Origin of the sequence: Streptomyces venezuelae (genome assembly GCF_008642295.1) — a bacterium.
In the GTDB taxonomy this organism is placed as follows: Bacteria; Actinomycetota; Actinomycetes; order Streptomycetales; family Streptomycetaceae; genus Streptomyces; species Streptomyces venezuelae_C.
The window spans coordinates 1,528,909-1,546,306 of record NZ_CP029190.1 but is presented as its reverse complement, the minus strand read 5'-3'; the positions used below and the strand labels follow the sequence as shown (position 1 = coordinate 1,546,306).

Here is a 17,398-nt window from a genome sequence, read left to right as displayed (position 1 = left end):
GTGGCGGTACGGACCCGTTGCCGGTGGGCACGGGCCGGTCAGGCCATCGGGGGGTGCGTCGCGCCGTACCGCTGCGCTGCGGTGGAACGGCGGGCGATGTGCGGCGGTGCTGGTTCCGTCAGCTCGCCGGACAGATGGCGCTGGACATGCGGCCGAGGTCGACGTGCCGCCGACTCACCAAGGCAATTCCAGCTCCATTCATGGGGGGAAGCGTGGCATGCGGGTCTTGGAGGAGTCCACTACTGTCCACCATCCGGACAGATCCGTCCCGAATGGCGGGATGATGTGTCCGGCGTCACCCGGAACCCCCCTCTCCGCCGCACCCCGGCCGGGCCGCGGGGGCTGCGCCCCACCCGGCTTGCGCTACCCGGCCTGCGCCGGGGGGCGGGGGTCGGGGCGGCGCCCCGCCTTCGGGCTCTGCCCGGCAGTTTCCCGGGCGGAGCCTGGCGCAGGGGTCCGGGCGGAGCCCGGGGGACTTGCCCACCCGGCCTGGACCGGGGGCCTGGGGCGGAGCCCCGCGTCCGGGCAGGGCCCGGCATGTTCCCGGGCGGAGCCCGGTGCAGGGGTCCGGGGCGGAGCCCCGGGGAGCGGGGAGGGGTGGGTAGGGGAAGGCTCCGCGCAGCGGCTCCCGCGAGCTCCGTCGAGGTGGGCGCCGGGCCCAGGCCGGGTTACGCGCACGGCCGGGCCACGCGCCGGCCCGGGTTACGCGCTGGGCGGGGCCACGTGCCGGCCCGGGTTTCGTGCCCGGGTCAGGCGTCGGGCCGGGCTACCGCCGGGCCGGGTGCTGGGCCCAGGTCAGGCCAGGCCGGGCCGGGCGCAGGGCCCGGGTTCGGCGAACGGCCCGGGTTACGCGCAGGGCCGCGTCAGGCGGCGGGCCCGGGTACGCGCGCCGGGCCGGGCCACGTGCCCGGGTCAGGCGTCGGGCCGGGTTACGCGCGCCCGGGCCCAGGTTCCGCGCCCGGGTAGGGCTATGCGCCGGGCCAGGGGCCGGGGGTGGGGGTGGCCGTGGCCTGTTCCGTTTCCGTGCGGAACAGGCGGAAGCCTCGCTTCAGGTAGTTGTCCATCGCCGTCGGCCCGTCCAGGCTGCATGTGTGCAGCCAGACCCGCCGCGTCGGCTCCCGCTCAGGCCATCGCGCCGCCAGGTCCCACGCCCGCCGGATGCCCTCGGACAGCAGGTACCCGCCGATCCGCCGCCCCCGGAACTCCGGCAGCAGGCCGAAGTAGACGATCTCGACCACCCCGTCGGGCTGCGGGTCGAACTCCACGTACCCCGCCGGAGTGCCGCGGTCGTACGCCACCCATGTCTCGACCCCCGGCCGGTCCAGCTGCGCCACCCACTCCGCCCGGGTCAGCGACAGCCGGTCCGTCCAGTGGATGTCACCGCCCACCGACGCGTACAGGAAGCGGCTGAACTCGGGGGACGGCACCTCGGCGCGGACGATCGTGACATCGTCGCCCGGCGGCGCCGGCGAAGGCACCAGATCGGCCGGGGAGGTCATCTCCAGGGACCAGGTGGTCAGAGTGAAGGTGGTGGGCTCGCTCATACCGCTCAGGGAATCACGCCCGTCCCCGTCCGGCCCAGGCGGGCCCCGACCACCGCCGGAGCGGTGGAGTGCGGCAGCAGCCGGGCCGGGTCGGCCGGGCGGATCAGCTCCACCTCCACGTCCTCCGCGAACCGGTACGGCCGGTGCGCCAGCACCCCCGCCAGGTTCCGCCGGACCCGGGACATCTCCGCCCGCACCGTCACCGTGCGGGTCGGGTCCCCGAACACCTCCGCCGCCAGCTCCGCCGCCGACCGCCCGCGCGGACTCGCCGCCAGCAGGAACAGCAGCTCCGCATGGCGCGGGCTGAGCTCCTGCGACCAGCTGCCGGCCGCCCCGTACACGGTCGCCGTCCACGCCCCGGGCCGGCTCAGGTCCAGCACCACCCGGCTCGCCGCCGCGCCGCTGCGCACTCCGTCGGTCCGCAGCAGCCAGCCGCCCGGCAACGGCTCCACCGTGCAGTCGCCCAGCTGCGGGATCCAGGTCCGGCCGGGCCCGAAGGACTTCGGCAGCGGGATCCGGTCGGCCGGGGCCAGCCCGGTCACCGCCGCGGTCCAGCCGTGCTGGTCCACCGCCAGCGCCCGCGCACCGGCCGGCAGCCGGGCCAGCAGCGGGGCCGACACGCTCCGCAGCCGCTCCAGCGACTCCAGGTGCCGGAGCCGCAGCTCGTGCTCGGCCAGCCTGGCCACCGAGCTCACCCAGGCCAGCGTCGCCGGGTGCATGGTGGCCAGCGGGCCGCTCACGTCGACCACGCCCAGCAGGCGGCCGTCCCGCGGATCGTGCACCGGTACGCCCGCACAGGTCCAGTCGTGGTGCGAGGAGACGAAGTGCTCGGCGGAGAACACCTGCACCGGGCGCCGGGTCACCAGGGCCGTGCCCACCCCATTGGTTCCCACCACCGCCTCGTCCCAGTGCGCGCCCACCGCGAAGCCCAGCCGGTCGGCCTTCCGCAGGATCGCCGAGGCCCCCTCGCGCCACAGCAGCCGCCCCTCCGCATCGGCGACCACCATGATGTGCAGGGCCCCGTCCAGGGCCGGCAGCAGTCCTTCCCGCAGCACCGGCAGCACCTGCCGCAGCGGCGAGAGCTGCCGCCGCTCCTCCATCTCCGCGGCGGACAGCAGCCGCGAGCGGTGGTCCCGGTCCGGGTGCACCCCGCCGGCCAGCATCCGCCGCCAGGACTCGGCGATCTCCGGCCGCGGCGCGGCCGGTGGCCGGTCCCCGGCCAGTGCCGCCGCCCGTACGCCCTTGAGCAGGCGCGCCGCCTCGCGCGCGTCCATCGCCGAGAGCCGCGCCAAATCAACTGCGGTGTTGGCCACCGAGCCTCCCCGTATGACAGACGAACCGCCGGACCAAGGTTGCAACGGTATGCAACTCTCGCCAAGTCCCGGTCGCCCGACCGAAACTGTGCGCAACGCCGCCAGGGGGCGGCGTTCGGCTCCTCCTCGGGGCTTTTCAGGAACAGGGGTGGTGCCGAGTCGGCGCGGCGCCACCCCGTCCGCTGCAAGGGCCGGATCCGGGCTCGGTGGGGTTTGGGGACTTCGCCTACCCCGTGATCCGCGCCCGCTCCACCACCGCTCCCAGGTCCAGGCTGTGCGGCAGCGTGCCGAAGGCCGTGCCCCAGTCGCCGCCCAGCCGGGAGGCGCAGAAGGCGTCGGCCACCGCCGGCGGAGCCCACCTGACCAGCAGGGAACCCTGGAGGACCAGGGCCATCCGCTCCACCAGCCGGCGCGCCCGGGCCTCGATCCCGTTCAGGTCGGCCAGTTCCGTCAGCAGGTCCTTGATGGCCGAATCCAGCCGGTGGTCCGCGCCGCGGGCCGCGCCGACCTCCTGGAGGAAGGCGTTCAGGGCCTGCGGCTCCCGCTGGAGGGCCCGCAGCACGTCCAGGGCCTGGACGTTGCCCGCGCCCTCCCAGATCGAGTTCAGCGGGGACTCGCGCAGCAGGCGCGGCAGCCCGGACTCCTCGACGTACCCGTTGCCGCCCAGGCACTCCAGGGCCTCTGCCACCATCGGCGTACAGCGTTTGGTCACCCAGTACTTGGCGGCGGGCACCGCCAGCCGCAGGAAGGCCCGCTCCTGCTCGGTGCCGGCGTCGTACGCGGCGGCCAGCCGCAGCATCAGCACCGTCGCCGCCTCGGACTCCAGGGCCAGATCCGCCAGGACGTTCCGCATCAGCGGCTGGTCGATGAGCTTCGCTCCGAAAGCAGAGCGGTGCTCCGCATGGTGAACGGCCTGCGACAGCGCCTGCCGCATCACCGCGGCCGAGCCGATCACACAGTCCAGCCGGGTCGCCGCAACCATCTCGATGATCGTCCGGACCCCGCGGCCCTCCTCGCCGACCCGCCGCGCCCAGGTCCCGTCGAACTCCACCTCACTGGAGGCGTTCGACCTGTTGCCCAGCTTGTCCTTCAGCCGCTGGATCGCGAAAACGTTCCGGCTGCCGTCCGGCAGCACCCGCGGCACCAGGAAGCAGGACAGCCCGGACGGCGCCTGCGCCAGCACCAGGAACCCGTCCGACATCGGCGCCGAACAGAACCACTTGTGCCCCGTCAGCAGGTACTCCCCGGCCGCGTCCAGCGGCTTCGCCGCCGTCGTGTTCGCCCGGACGTCGCTGCCGCCCTGCTTCTCGGTCATCCCCATGCCGAAGATCACCCCGGCCTTCTGCGCCGCCGGCCGGAGTCCCTCCTCGTACACGTGCGAGGTGAGCCGCGGCTCCCACTCGGCGGCCAGCTCCGGGTCCACCCGCAGGGCGGGCACCGCCGCATGCGTCATCGAGACCGGGCAGCCGTGGCCCGCCTCCGCCTGCGACCAGACGAAGAACCCGGCGGCCCGCCGCAGGTGCCCGCCCGGCCGCCCCCAGGCGTCGGTCAGCCCCGCCGACACGGCCTTGCCGAGCAGCCGGTGCCAGGCCGGGTGGAACTCCACCTCGTCGATTCTGTTTCCGTATCGGTCGTGCGTCCGCAGCTTCGGCGGGTTCTCGTTCGCCTGCGCACCCCACTCCTGGGCCTGCGCGGAACCCGCGGCGCGCCCGAGCAGGCCGAGCTCATCGCCTACCTCGTCCCGGAGTTCGGGGGCGAGGTGCCGCTCCACGCCCTCGGTGAGGGCCCGGTCACCGCCGTAGACGTCGTAGCCCACAAGGGGTGGGGCCTGGTTGCTTACTGTGTGGGTGGTGGCTGCCATGCCGATACGGTAAAGAGGTGCAGCCAGCAAAAGAAACACCCGAGCGGCCCCCGGGGCGGCTCCACCGGGCACGGGCCCTCTACCGCAACGTCTCCAAGCGCAAGATGGCCTGGCTGCTGCTGAAGGACACCGTCAATTCGTGCATCGAGTACCGGATCCTCGGGCTCGCGGCCGAGGCGGCGTTCTTCACCCTGCTCTCGCTGCCCCCGCTCTTCCTGGGCCTGCTCGGCCTGCTCGGCTACGTCGACAACTGGACCGACACCCGCACCGTCGCCAGCATCGAGGAGAACATCCTGCAGGCGGTGGGCACGGTCCTCTCCGACCGCGGCGTCAACGACATCGCCAAACCCCTGCTCGACGACGTGACCAGCCGCGGGCGGCCCGACCTCATCTCGCTCGGTTTCGCCTTCGCCCTGTGGTCCGGTTCGCGGGCCGTCAACGTCTTCATCGACACCATCACCGTGATGTACGGGCTCGACGGGCAGCGCGGCATCGTCAAGACCCGGCTGCTGGCCTTCCTGCTGTACGTGATCGCGCTGCTGATCGGCGCGGTGGTGCTGCCGCTGATGGTGGTGGGCCCGGACGCGGTGGTGCGGCTGGTGCCCTGGGGCACCAGCCTGATCGCGGTGCTGTACTGGCCGACCGTCACCCTGCTCTCGATCGCGTTTCTGACCACCCTGTACCACGTGTCAGTTCCGGTGCGCTCGCCCTGGATCGAGGACGTGCCGGGGGCGCTGGTGGCCCTGGCCATGTGGGTGTTCGGCTCCTTCCTCCTGCGGATCTACCTCACCAACACGGTGGAGGGGCCGACCATCTACGGTTCGCTGGCCGCGCCGGTGGCGGTGCTGCTGTGGATCGGCATCTCGGCCTTCGCGGTCCTGGTGGGCGCGGCGGTGAACGCGGCGATCGACCGGGTCTGGCCCTCGGTGGCGACGGCCGCCGCCCGCGAGGCCAACGAGCGGGCCAGGGAGGCCGAGGCGGCCCAGCTGATCGCCCGGGCGGCGGCCTGGCGGGCGCTGGCCGAGGGCGAGTCGGAGGACGACGAGGATGCCGGCATGCCGTCGGAGTTCCCCGAACGCTGGTCCAGGTTCCTGCCGCCGGACGACTACCAGGCCCGCCTGCGCAAGGAACGCAACCACCACTGAGCCGCCCCGGCCCGGCCCCGGACTCGTTCCGCTTCACACTGACCGACGGGTTCCGGTTTGATCACGGGCCGTGACCAACTGTCCTTTGACGTCCTATTGGTCACCCTTGCCGGTCTGTAACGGCGGCTCCGGTTGGTTACGTTCCCCTGGTTCCATCCCTGCGCACAGGAGTCCGAACCAGATGAGAGAACGCTCGCGGACCCGGCTCGGCCGGGTCGCGACGGGTGTGGCGATGGTCATGACCGTGACCCTGCTCGAAGGCGGGGTGTCGGTGGCCGTGCCCGCCGAGATCCCGGAGAGCATCGCCGCCCCCACCGCCCCGAAGAAGGCCGCCCCGGCCGAGGCGCCCGACGCCCCCTCCGCCTTCCTGATGGCCCGGCTGCAGAACCGCCGGATCGAGATAACCGGCGAACGCACCGAGTCCACCACCACCTACGCCGAACCGTCCGGCAGCACCTCCGTGGTGTCCTACACCGGTCCGGTCCGGGTGAAGGACGCGGCCGGCCGCTGGCAGACCGTGGACACCAGCCTGGTCGACACCGGTGACGTCATCCGGCCCAAGCAGGCCGCCGCCGATGTCGCCCTCTCCGACGGTGGCACCGGCGAGCCCCTGGTCGAGGTCGAGCGCGGCAAGCACTCCCTCGGCATCGGCTGGCAGGGCGCCCTGCCCAAGCCCGAGCTGAAGGGCTCCACCGCCACCTACAAGAAGGCCGTGGCGGGCGGCGGCGACCTGGTGGTCACCGCCCTGAAGGAAGGTTTCTCCCACTCGGTCGTCCTGCACGAGGCCCCCAAGAGCCCCGTCGAGTACCGGATCCCCGTGGAGGCCACCGGCCTGAAGCTCACCGAGACCGACTCCCAGCGGATGCGCTGGGAGGACGGCAAGGGCAAGGCCCAGGCGACCGCCCCGGCCCCGGTCATGTGGGACTCCTCCTACGACCGCGCCTCCGGCGACGCCGAGCACATCGCCCCCGTCGACGTCACCGTCGAGCAGGCGACGGACGGGAAGGGCCAGGTCCTGGTCCTCAAGCCCAGCATGGCCTTCCTCACCGACCCGAAGCTGACCTACCCGGTCACCATCGACCCGACCGACTCCCTGATGGGCCCGGTCACCGACACCTGGATCCAGTACGACGACTACCTGACCTCGCAGCGCGGCTCCACCGAGCTCAAGTCGGGCACGTACAACGGCGCGGAGAAGGCCCGCGCCTTCCTCCAGTTCAACGTGGACAAGTACAAGGGCAAGCAGATCCTCGACACGGACCTGCGCCTGTACTCGTACTACTCCTCCACCTGCGCCACCACCGGCTCCGGCAACCAGGTCCGCCGGATCACCGCCGCCTGGGACCCCTCCGCGATCACCTGGGCCAACCAGCCCGCCACCACCGCCACCGGCGCCGCCGTCAACAAGGACGCCAAGGGCTACAACGCCAGCTGCCCGGCCGGCCACTCCTCCTGGGACATCGACGCGATCGTCCAGGCCTGGGCCGACGGCCAGCCCAACCACGGCCTGCGCATCGCCGCCGTGGACGAGGCCGACATCCTGACCTGGCGCCGCTACCACTCCGCGAACCAGACCGACGGCTCGCACAACGCGGCCCTCGAACCGTCGCTGACGGTCTCCTACAACACCAAGCCCGGCGCGGCCGTGCCGGTCGCCCCGCTCTCCGGGGTGTCCACCGCCGACACCACGCCGACGCTGACCGCCAAGGCCACCGACCCCGATGGCAGCACCGTCCAGCTCAGCTACGAGATCTGGACCGCCACCGGCACCACCGCCCTCCAGACCGGCAAGTCCGCGTTCACCGCCTCCGGCGCCAACGCCCCCTGGACCACCGGCACCGCCCTCGCCCCCGGCAGCTACAAGTGGCGCGCCGCGGTCTACGACGGCACCACCTGGAACGGCACCTGGTCGGCCTGGCAGAACTTCACCGTCGACACCGCCAAGCCCGGCACCACGACGGTCTCCTCCGCCGCCTTCCCGGCCGGCGCCTGGTCCGGCACCCCGAACGGAGCCGGCGACTTCTCCGGCACCTTCACCTTCACCCCGCCCGCCGCGGACGTGAAGGACCTCCAGTACAAGCTGGACTCCGGCGCCTGGACCACCGCGGCCACCACCGGCACCCCGGTCAACGCCACGCTGGTCTTCAAGGCCGGACCGCACACCGTCACCGCACACACCCGTGACGCGGCCGGCAACGTTTCCGCCGACACCGTGTACTCCTTCAACGCCGGAAAGGGCGCGGCGCTGACCGCACCCGGCGACGGCGAACGCCCGGCCCGCCGCACCGGCCTGATGGCCCAGGGCGACACCACCTACACCGGGGTCCGCTACCAGTACCGCCGCGGTGAGACCGACACCTGGGCCGACGTGCCCGTGGCCGACGTCCGGATCAACTCCACCGGGCTGCCGCCGAGCGCCTGGCCGGTCGCCGTCAGCGGCGGCAAGCCCGCCCCGCTGACCTGGAACATCACCACCACCCTGGCCGAGGACGGCCCGGTCGACGTACGGGCGGTGTTCTCCCAGGGCGCGGCCACCGAGGCCTCGCCCGCGACCACCGTCACCGTGGACCGCGCCGCCGGCGCCTCCCCCGAACTCCCGGTCGGCCCCGGCTCCGTCAACAGCCTGACCGGCGACTTCACCCTCACGGCCACCGACGCCACCGGCGCCGGCACCGCCGTCACCCGCACCGCCTTCTCCCGGGGCGACCACCCCGAGGACGAGGGCCAGGCGAAGATCTTCGGCCCGGAGTGGGTCTCCGGCATCTACGCAGAGATCACCGACTCCGCCTACACCGGCCTCCGCAAGACCTCCGCGACCTCGGTGGAGGTGATGCTCGCCGAGGAGAGCGCCATCGGCTTCACCGCCACCACCGGCGGCGGCTGGAAGCCCGAGGCCGGCGCCGAGCAGCTGTCCCTCACCGGCTCGCTGACCGGCGGCTTCACCCTCACCGACGAGGACGGCACCATCACCGTCTTCGCCAAGGTCGACCCGGCCGCCGCCACCTGGCAGGTCGCCAGCACCCGGCTGCCCGCCGACCACACCACCACCCAGGTGGTCTCCGAGAAGGTGACCGTCGACGGCAAGGTGCTGGCCCGGCCCCGGCACCTGATCGCCCCGAGCACCGCGGCCACCGCCCAGGCCTGCGAGGCCGACCCGGCCACCGCCGGCTGCGAGCGCCTGGAGTTCGTCTACGCGACCGCCACCACGGCCACCGGCTGGACCACCGCCGCCGACTTCGGCGACTTCGCCGGCCAGGTCAAGGAGCTCCGCCTGTGGAGCACCGTGCCCGGCGCCGCCGTGTCCACGCCCAAGTCCGTCGCCACCTACCGGTACGACAAGAGCGGCCGGCTCCGCCAGCAGTGGAACCCGAGTCTGCCGCAGGCCACCCAGGTCCAGTACTCCTACGACGCGGCCAACCGGGTGTTCTGGCTGATGCCGGGCACCGAACTGCCCTGGACCTTCACCTACGGCAAGGCCGGCGACGCCGCCACCGCCGGTGAGGGCATGCTGCTGAAGGCCTCCCGCCCCGCCCTGAAGCAGGGCTCGGCCACCGAGACCGCCGGCACCGACACGGCCACCTCCGTGGTGTACGACGTCCCGCTCGGCGGTACCAAGGCCCCGTACGCCATGACCGCGGCCGATGTCGCCGTCTGGGGCCAGACCGACGCCCCGACCGACGCCACCGCCGTGTTCCCGCCGGACGAGGTGCCGGCCGGCCACGACGGCGAGGCGCTCACCGCCGCCGCCTACCAGCGGGCCACCGTCAGCTACGTCAACGCCTCCGGGCGCGAGGTGAACACCGCCGAACCCGGCGGCCGGATCTCCACCACCGGCTACGACGCCGAGGGCAATGTCGTCCTCGAACTGACCGCCGCCAACCGGCAGCTGGCCCTGGCCGCCTCCGGCGCCCCGCTGGACCGCCTGGCCCGCCTCGGCATCGCCGAGGCGACCGTCGCCGAGCGCGCCGCGCTGCTGGCGAACACCGCCGTCTACGACGCGTCCGGCAGCCGGGAGCTGCACGCCTACGGGCCGCTGCACCTGGTGGAGCTCCAGACCGGCGCCGCCGGCCTGCCCGCCGGCACCGAGGTGGCCGCCCGGCTGCACACCGCCACCGGCTACGACGAGGGCCGTCCGGCCGACGCCGTGGTGAGCGGCCAGCCCACCACGGTCACCGTCGGTGCCGCCGTCCCCGGCCGCTCCGGCGACCTGGACACCCGCGTCACCACCACCACGTACGACTGGGCGAAGGGCCTGCCGCTGCGCACCGCGGAGGACCCGGCCGGGCTCAACCTGGTCAGCTCCACCGCGTACGACGCCCAGGGCCGGGTCAGCTCCCAGACCAGGCCGCGGGGCACCGCGGCGACCACCCGGGTCACCTCCTACTGGACGGCCGGGGGCACCGGCTCCTGTGCCGGGCGGCCCGAATGGGCCGACAAGGTCTGCTCGGTGGGCCCGGCGGACCCCGCGGGCGGCCCCACCGCGGTCTACGAGTACGACAAGCACGGCGAGGTCGCCAAGACCACGGAGACCGCGCCGGGCGGCATCACCCGCACCACCGCGGTCACCCGTGACGAGGCCGGCCGGGTCACCCGTACGGCCGTCACCGGCGGCCTCGGCACCGCGGTGCCGGAGCAGGTCAAGACGTACGACCCGGTCAGCGGCCGGCTCACCTCGGTGAGCTCCGGCGGCAAGACCGTCTCCTACACCCACGACAGCCTCGGCCGGCTCGTCCGCTACGACGACGGCGCCGGGAACGTCACCACCACCGAGTACGACACCCTGGGCCGGGCCGTGAAGGTCTCCGACTCGGCGCCGTCGACCGTTACGTACGCGTACGACACGGCCAAGGAGCCGCGCGGCCTGCCCACCTCGATGACCGACTCGGTCGCGGGCACCTTCGGCGCCGCCTACGACGCCTCCGGCGAGGCCGTCACCGAGACCCTGCCCGGTGGCTACACCCTGACCACGGTCAAGGACGAGACCGGCTTCGCCACCTCCCGCGTCTACACCCGGGACGCGGACGGACTGGCCGTCCTCACCGACGTCGCGGTGCCGACCGTGCACGGCCAGACCGGCTCGGACTCCCGCAGCGCGGGCTCCGGCACCGGACGGCAGTACGCCTACGACCGGACCGGCCGGCTGACGGACGTCGAGGAGAGCGGAGCGTACGGCGACCGGCACCGCACGTACACCTTCGACTCCGGCTCCAACCGGACGCGGCTGGCCGCGACCGAGCAGGTGGACGGCGCCCCGGTGACGGTGACCACCGATTACACCTACGACGCGGCGGACCGGCTCACCGGTGCGGGCATCGGCTACGACGCCTTCGGCCGGACCCTCACCCGCCCCGGCGCCACCTTCGGGTACTGGGCCAACGACCTGGTGCGCACGCAGACCGCGGGCGACCGGCGGCAGACCTGGAACCTGGACGGGCAGGGGCGGCTCGGCTCCTGGACCGCCGAGACCGTGGACGGCCAGGGCGCGGTGACCGCCTCGCTGACCGCCGTCCACCACTACAAGGACGGCTCCGACAACCCGTCGTGGACGGTGGAGGACACCGCCGCGAACCTGCGGACCCGCAATGTCTCCTCGCTCGGCGGCGAGCTGGCCGCGGTCACCGGGATCTCCGGTGACGTGGTGCTCCAGTTCACCGACCTGCACGGGGACGCGGGCGTCGCCCTGCCGCTGGACCAGTCCAGGGCGCCGAGTGTCTCGGACACCGACGAGTACGGCAATGTCCGCGAGGGCACGGCCACCGCACGCTACAACTGGCTGGCCGCCTACCAGCGTTCCTCGGACACGCCGGCCGGCGTGATGCTGATGGGCGTCCGCCAGTACGACCCGGCGACGGGCCGCTTCCTGTCCGCCGACCCGGTGTACGGAGGCAATGCCAACGCGTACGAGTACTGCTCGGGCGACGCCGTCAACTGCACCGACCTGAGCGGCGAGTACGGCGCGAACCGGTGGGGCTGCGGCGGCTTCGTCGACCGGCCGCACGCCTCGCACACGGTCCGGGGCCGGGTCAACGTCCATGCCGACCTGAAGTGCAAGGCGAAGGTCCCGTACTTCTCCATCAAGATCACCCTCTACCGGTCCCGCTGGTGGGGCTGGGAGAAGATGGACGACGGCCATGTCTCCGGCAGCAACAAGTACAAGGCCCGGGCGGTGGCCAACTGGGGTCCGCGCGGCGCCTGCCACTACTACCTGGGCATCGGCGAGTTCATGATCGCCAGCGGCCCGCGCGGCAGCAAGATCAGGTCCACCGTCTACAACTGGGACACCAACTACCAGAAGGACAAGGACGAGATGTGCGTGGGCTAGCACCCACCGCCTGAGCCGTCCACCGGCTGAGCCGCCCCCGCCCGGACTTCCGGGCGGGGGCGGCGCCGTTTCGCCGTACTCCGCCTAGGAGCGTGTCCCAGTAACGGGTAAGCGGTCAGCTGGCCGTGATCGATGGGATCGGTCGCGGTCGTCCTGTCGGCGCCTGAGGGCTGTCGTCGAGGTTCTGCCTGCCGGTCGTGCGGCCCGGCAGGGCCGTGACGGGGCCGGGAGGCCCGGCCGGTCAGCCGGGCAGGGCGGTGAGTCCGGTGGTTCCGGCATGTCGGAAGACCTTGCGGAGGTTGTGGCAGGCAGCGAGCAGGCGCCACTCGCCGCGGGCGCCGTCTTCGCCGCGCAGGAGGAGTCGGCGGCCGTTCTGGCAGGTCATGATCTGTCCGAAGACTGGTTCGACGATGGCTTTTCGGTGTCGGTAGGCGGCCTTACCGGGCTTGGTCCGCAGTTTGCGGGCCATGCGTTGCTTCAGTGTGGCGTCGGCCGGGACGGTGACGGCCTGCTCGTCGCTGGTGCTGGCACGTTCCTGGCGGCGGCGTTCCTAGTCCTCGGCGTCGCCTTGTGCTTGGAGGGGTTTGCTTCGAGCTTCGTGCCGTCCAGGGCGACGCGGCCCATCTTGACCATGCCGAGCTTCTGTGCGAGGTGCAGGGACTGCGTGAACAGGTCGGCCAAGGCGTCCAGGTGGCGGCGGCGGAACCGCGATATCGACCGGAAGTCCGGTCCCTGGCCGGCGGCCAGGAACCGGAACGCGATGTCGTCGGCGCACCTGCGCTCGATCGCCCGTGAGGAGCGGACCCCGGTGGTGTAGCCGTAGATCAGCAGCCGCAGCATCAGCGGAGGGTCGTAGGGCGGGTAGCCGCGCTTCGCGGTGTAGTCGGCCAGGACCGGTCCCAGGTCCAGGACCTCGTCCACCAGGTCGGCGACGAACCGGGCGAGGTGGTCCTGCGGTAGCCAGTCGTCCAGCGACGGGGGCAGCAGCAGGACCCGGTGCGGGTCGAACGCCCTGAACCGCTTGGCCACCGGCATCGGACGGCCCTGCGGCTGCCTCTCCTCGACCGGCCCGACCTCGAACAGCCCATCCCCATCACGCATACCGGGATTGTCCAGCACGTATGGTGACCAACCGAGGCAGGCCCCGACGGTTGCCATTCAGCGGGGCCGCCGACACCGGTCCGGAGGTTTCCCTGCGCTGTCCCACAACGCTCGCCGAGGCCGGCAGGAGTCCAGGTGGCTTCAGCGGGGTGTCTGGGAACGGAAGCTGTGGCCGAGCTCGGGGCCGAGTCCGTAGTAGTGGCGGAAGTTGTAGATCAGCGGGCTCCACCTGGCCGGGTCGACGTGCTGAGAGCCGGGGACGACGATGCGCGGATCGGCGTGGACCTTGAGCACCTGGGCTTCGACGATGAGGAACACGCCGGAGACGTCGGGCTGGACCCGGGCGGCACGGGCCTCCAGTTGCAGGGGGCATGCGGCGACCCGGGGCGGCCGGACCAGCGCGGAGGGCTCAGGTCGCAGCCCGGCGGCCGCGAACTTGTCCCGCTCGGATCGGAAGGCGCCCTGCTTGTCCACGGGCACGGGGGTGCGCCCGGTGAGCGGCGCGAGCTGTTCCACCGCCGGCCACTGGGTCGGCGCGGGCAGGTTGATCACGAGCTCGGGCCGGCTGCGGAGGTTGTGCGCGGTCTGCCCCTCGACCCCCACACCCAGGACGACCACCTGGCCCAGTGCCCAGGCCGAGGAGATCGGCGCGAGATTGAAGGAGCCGTCCTCGTTCTCCGTGGAGAGCAGCACGACGGGTGTTCCGAAGTACAGGATGCTCGGTGTGATGGTCACATGGTCCGCCGAGGTGTCGGCGGGCGCGCTGTCCGGTGTCAGGGTGTTCATGGGACCCGACGGTAGGGCGGAGAAGCTTCGGCGCGCGCCGAAGGATCCCCGGTGGATGATGGACGGTGATGAACAACCGTGACGCGCATGCCGAAGGCCCGGACCTGGCCGCCCTGGCCGGTCTCCTGGCCGACAACACCCGCGCAGGGTTCTGCCTCGCGCTGCTGGACGGCCGGGCCTGGACCGCGACCGAGTTGGCCCGCCATGTCGGGGTGGCCGCCTCGACTGCGACTGAGCACTTGAACCTCCTTGTCGCCGGAGGATTGCTGGCACAGGAGCGTCAGGGCCGTCATCGCTACGTTCGCCTGGCCGACCCCGCCACGGCGGAACTGATCGAGAACCTTGCCTCAATGGCGCCTCTGCGAGCCACCCCGCCCCACTCACTGCCGGCTGCCAACCGCAGCCGGGCGCTGGCCCGCGCCCGCACTTGCTACGACCACCTCGCCGGCGCCCTCGGGGTCGCGATCACCACGGCCATGACCGATCGGGGACTACTCGACTGGGAGCATGGGCTGACGCTCACCGGCAACGGGACCGCCTGGCTGAACGAGCTCGGCATCACCCTTCCGCCCGACAAGCGGCGTCCGCCTGTCCGCTCATGCCTGGACTGGACAGAACGCCGCCCCCACCTGGCCGGCACCGTCGGTGCCGCCGTATGCCGGCATGCCTTCGACTCCGACTGGATCACTCAGATCGGCACCAGCCGCGCCGTCGTTCTCACCGACACCGGCCAGCGCGCCCTCCGGGACCACCTCGGCCTGTCCGACGATTGGTCCGTTACTGACCCACGCTCCTAGCCTGGAAGGGTGGCGTACACCGAGCGGCCCTCCTCCCTGGTGCCCGGCGCGGTGCTCTGGCAGGCCGGCGGCCCGGGCGGGGCCGTGCTGCCCGACGGCTGTATGGACCTGCTCTGGGTGGACGGGCGGCTGCTGGTCGCCGGGCCCGACACCGGGCCGCACGCCGCCGGGGAGGTGCCCGGCTCCGCCTTCGCCGGAATCCGCCTCGCGCCCGGCACCGCGCCCGCGCTGCTCGGCGTACCGGCGTACGAACTCCGGGACCGGCGGGTGGAACTCGCCGCCCTGTGGCCCGCCCGGGAGGTCCGGGCCCTGGCCGGCACGGTCGCCTCGTACGCCGATCCGCTCGCCGGCCTCGAGGAGCTGGCCCGGCGCCGCGCCCCCGCCCCCGACCCGCTGACCGCCGAGGTGGTGGCCCGGCTGCGCGCCGGTGAGACGGTGGCCCACATCGCGGACGCCCTGGGCCTGGGCCCGCGGCAGCTGCACCGCCGCTCCCTGGCCGCGTTCGGCTACGGTCCCAAGACCCTGGGCCGGGTGCTGCGCCTCCAGCGGGCGCTGGCCCGGGTGCGCGCGGGCGTCCCGTACCCGGAGGTGGCCCACACCACCGGCTACGCCGACCAGGCCCACCTCGCCCGCGAGGTCCGGGCCCTGGCCGGCACCACCCTGACCGGCTACGCGGCCGGGTCTGCCGGGTCTGCCGGGGCGAACAGCGACACACCGCAGCCGTCCGGATCGAGCACCACCGCGTAGCGCTGCCCCCAGACCGCGTCCCAGGGTTTCAGATGCCCCGCGTACCCGGCACCGGTCAGCTCCGCGTACAGCGCGTCCACCGCGGCGGGGGAGTCGCACAGGAAGGCCAGCCCGATCCGCTCGCCGGCGCCGGCCGCGGGCCGGGTCCAGCCGGGATCGAAGGACCGGATCACCTCCCCCGTGTCCCAGCCGATCCGCATCCCGCCGGGCAGCGTGACCTCCACATGGGGCTGGTCCTCGGCTCCGGCCGGAATGTCCAGCCCGAGGCGCCGGTAGAAGGCGAGCGAGGCGGCCATGTCGGAGACGACGAGGCCGATCATGTCCAGGTGCGGAGTAGCAGTCATACCCGCAGGCTAGACCGCCCGCAGCCGCCGGGTCTTGAACGAATCGGACACCGTAAAAACCGGTGGTGCGCCGTCTCGGACGCAGGCTACGGTGAGCCGGTCGCAACGAGAACGCATGTGGATCACCGGAGGTGAGTGCATTGATGACTGTCATCGAGCAGGGCTTCGCCCGCATTCAGAAGACCGTCAATCTCTCCCCCATGGCCACCGGCTGACACCCACTCAACTTCCGTGCGCGTCGAAGTGCCGCACGGTGCCGGGGCCACCCCTGTGAAGGGTTCCCCTTGTCTTTCTCTTCTCTCTCTTCTCACTCGCACGCCCTGACGACCTACGGCTGGGACGAAACCTGGGCCGAGGAGTTCGCTCCGCACGCCGCCCAGGGCCTGGTCCCGGGCCGGGTCGTCCGGGTCGATCGCGGTCAGTGCGATGTGGTCACGGCGGACGGCATCGTCCGCGCCGACACCGCCTTCGTCACCCCGCACGACCCGCTGCGCGTCATCTGCACCGGTGACTGGGCCGCGGTGGACCCGGCCGGGGCCGGCGACCCGCGGTACGTACGGACGTACCTGCCGCGGCGGACCTCCTTCGTGCGCTCCACCTCCTCGAAGCGGTCCGACGGACAGATCCTCGCCGCGAACGTGGACCACGCCATCGTGGCGGTCTCCCTCGCGGTGGAACTGGACCTGGGCCGGATCGAACGGTTCCTGGCCCTGGCCTGGGAATCGGGCGCCCAGCCGCTGGTCGTGCTGACCAAGGCGGACCTGGTCCCGGACCCGGTCTCGCTGGCGTACCTCGTCCAGGACGTGGAGACCACGGCTCCGGGCGTCCAGGTGCTGACCGTGTCCTCGATGACCGGCGCGGGCATGGACGTGCTGGCGGCGGTCGTGTCCGGCGGGACCAGCGTGCTGCTGGGCATCTCCGGAGCGGGCAAGTCCACCCTGGCGAACGCGCTGCTCGGCGAGGACGCCATGGAGGTCCAGGCAACCCGTGACGTGGACGGCAAGGGCCGCCACACCACCACCACCCGCAACCTGCTCACCCTGCCGGGCGGCGGCGTGCTCATCGACACGCCGGGGCTCCGGGGCGTCGGCCTGTACGACGCGGAGACGGGCGTCGGCCAGGTGTTCTCGGAGATCGAGGAACTCGCCGGGCAGTGCCGCTTCCACGACTGCGCACACGAGACCGAGCCGGGCTGCGCGGTGCGCGAGGCGGTCGAACGGGGCGAGGTACCGGAGCGCCGCCTGGACAGCTACCGCAAGCTGGTCCGGGAGAACCGGTGGATCGTGGCCAAGACGGACGCCCGGCTGCGCGCCGAAATCCGCCGCGACTGGCGCCTGAAGGGCGCGGAGGGCCGCGCCAACTACCACGCCAAACGCGGCACTTCGGGCTCCCCCCGCCAGCACACCTGGTAACCCGCCCCGCGCCCGGGCCCCCCGGG

The 17,398-nt window shown here is 72.8% G+C and carries 11 protein-coding genes and 1 pseudogene; 5 read left to right on the top strand and 7 right to left on the bottom strand.

The genetic code is table 11. From position 1 onward, the window contains the following. Positions 1 to 118: 118 nt before the first annotated feature. The 4 genes from DEJ50_RS35395 to DEJ50_RS06740 all read right to left on the bottom strand — a co-directional run bounded on the left by DEJ50_RS35395 (position 119) and on the right by DEJ50_RS06740 (position 4,718). The gene (locus DEJ50_RS35395; protein WP_309550570.1) at positions 119 to 202 is read right to left on the bottom strand and encodes a putative leader peptide; all 84 of its coding nucleotides are present in this window, start codon (positions 200 to 202) and stop codon (positions 119 to 121) included. A gap of 766 nt (positions 203 to 968) precedes the next feature. Next, positions 969 to 1,544 (bottom strand): GNAT family N-acetyltransferase, encoded by a 576-nt coding sequence (locus tag DEJ50_RS06750; RefSeq protein WP_150206676.1) that lies wholly within the window; start codon positions 1,542 to 1,544, stop codon positions 969 to 971. Positions 1,545 to 1,549: 5 nt separating this feature from the next. Continuing rightward, entirely contained in the window at positions 1,550 to 2,857 is a 1,308-nt protein-coding gene (locus tag DEJ50_RS06745; protein WP_150206675.1) for a GAF domain-containing protein, read from the bottom strand. Positions 2,858 to 3,083: 226 nt separating this feature from the next. Then, a complete protein-coding gene (locus tag DEJ50_RS06740) occupies positions 3,084 to 4,718 on the bottom strand; it encodes an acyl-CoA dehydrogenase family protein (RefSeq protein ID WP_150206674.1) in 1,635 nt (544 codons plus the stop codon). A gap of 17 nt (positions 4,719 to 4,735) precedes the next feature. Here DEJ50_RS06740 and DEJ50_RS06735 point away from each other — a divergent pair, with 17 nt between their 5' ends. Further along, the gene (locus DEJ50_RS06735; RefSeq protein ID WP_150206673.1) at positions 4,736 to 5,863 is read left to right on the top strand and encodes a YihY/virulence factor BrkB family protein; all 1,128 of its coding nucleotides are present in this window, start codon (positions 4,736 to 4,738) and stop codon (positions 5,861 to 5,863) included. 181 nt (positions 5,864 to 6,044) lie between these two features. After that, positions 6,045 to 12,185 carry a DNRLRE domain-containing protein gene (locus tag DEJ50_RS35170; protein ID WP_263399178.1) on the top strand — a complete coding sequence of 2,047 codons (6,141 nt, stop codon included), beginning with the start codon at positions 6,045 to 6,047 and terminating at the stop codon, positions 12,183 to 12,185. Between the two features lie 241 nt (positions 12,186 to 12,426). On the opposite strand, the pseudogene DEJ50_RS06725 reads toward DEJ50_RS35170, so the two are convergent. Both DEJ50_RS06725 and DEJ50_RS06720 read right to left on the bottom strand, forming a co-directional pair. Then, a pseudogene (locus tag DEJ50_RS06725) lies at positions 12,427 to 13,268 on the bottom strand (transposase). A gap of 159 nt (positions 13,269 to 13,427) precedes the next feature. Then, positions 13,428 to 14,072 carry a flavin reductase family protein gene (locus DEJ50_RS06720; protein ID WP_150206672.1) on the bottom strand — a complete coding sequence of 215 codons (645 nt, stop codon included), beginning with the start codon at positions 14,070 to 14,072 and terminating at the stop codon, positions 13,428 to 13,430. 68 nt (positions 14,073 to 14,140) lie between these two features. On the opposite strand from DEJ50_RS06720, the gene DEJ50_RS06715 reads away from it, so the two are divergent. Both DEJ50_RS06715 and DEJ50_RS06710 read left to right on the top strand, forming a co-directional pair. Beyond that, complete coding sequence (locus DEJ50_RS06715) at positions 14,141 to 14,869, top strand: ArsR/SmtB family transcription factor (RefSeq protein ID WP_150206671.1); 729 nt, start codon at positions 14,141 to 14,143, stop codon at positions 14,867 to 14,869. A gap of 9 nt (positions 14,870 to 14,878) precedes the next feature. After that, the gene (locus DEJ50_RS06710) at positions 14,879 to 15,616 is read left to right on the top strand and encodes a helix-turn-helix transcriptional regulator (RefSeq protein ID WP_223837632.1); all 738 of its coding nucleotides are present in this window, start codon (positions 14,879 to 14,881) and stop codon (positions 15,614 to 15,616) included. Here DEJ50_RS06710 and DEJ50_RS06705 read toward each other — a convergent pair. Next, on the bottom strand, positions 15,538 to 15,960 hold the full coding sequence (locus tag DEJ50_RS06705) for a VOC family protein (RefSeq protein ID WP_150206670.1): 423 nt from the start codon (positions 15,958 to 15,960) through the stop codon (positions 15,538 to 15,540). The genes DEJ50_RS06710 and DEJ50_RS06705 overlap by 79 nt on opposite strands. 284 nt (positions 15,961 to 16,244) lie before the next feature. On the opposite strand from DEJ50_RS06705, the gene rsgA reads away from it, so the two are divergent. After that, entirely contained in the window at positions 16,245 to 17,372 is a 1,128-nt protein-coding gene (gene rsgA, locus DEJ50_RS06700) for a ribosome small subunit-dependent GTPase A (protein WP_150206669.1), read from the top strand. The last annotated feature ends 26 nt before the right edge of the window (positions 17,373 to 17,398 follow it).

Coding starts and splice junctions, on each gene's coding strand:
- DEJ50_RS35395 (WP_309550570.1), bottom strand. CDS start 202: ATGAATGGAGCTGGAATTGCCTTGGTGAGTCGGCGGCACGTCGACCTC.
- DEJ50_RS06750 (WP_150206676.1), bottom strand. CDS start 1,544: ATGAGCGAGCCCACCACCTTCACTCTGACCACCTGGTCCCTGGAGATG.
- DEJ50_RS06740 (WP_150206674.1), bottom strand. CDS start 4,718: ATGGCAGCCACCACCCACACAGTAAGCAACCAGGCCCCACCCCTTGTG.
- DEJ50_RS35170 (WP_263399178.1), top strand. CDS start 6,045: ATGAGAGAACGCTCGCGGACCCGGCTCGGCCGGGTCGCGACGGGTGTG.
- DEJ50_RS06720 (WP_150206672.1), bottom strand. CDS start 14,072: ATGAACACCCTGACACCGGACAGCGCGCCCGCCGACACCTCGGCGGAC.
- DEJ50_RS06715 (WP_150206671.1), top strand. CDS start 14,141: ATGAACAACCGTGACGCGCATGCCGAAGGCCCGGACCTGGCCGCCCTG.
- DEJ50_RS06705 (WP_150206670.1), bottom strand. CDS start 15,960: ATGACTGCTACTCCGCACCTGGACATGATCGGCCTCGTCGTCTCCGAC.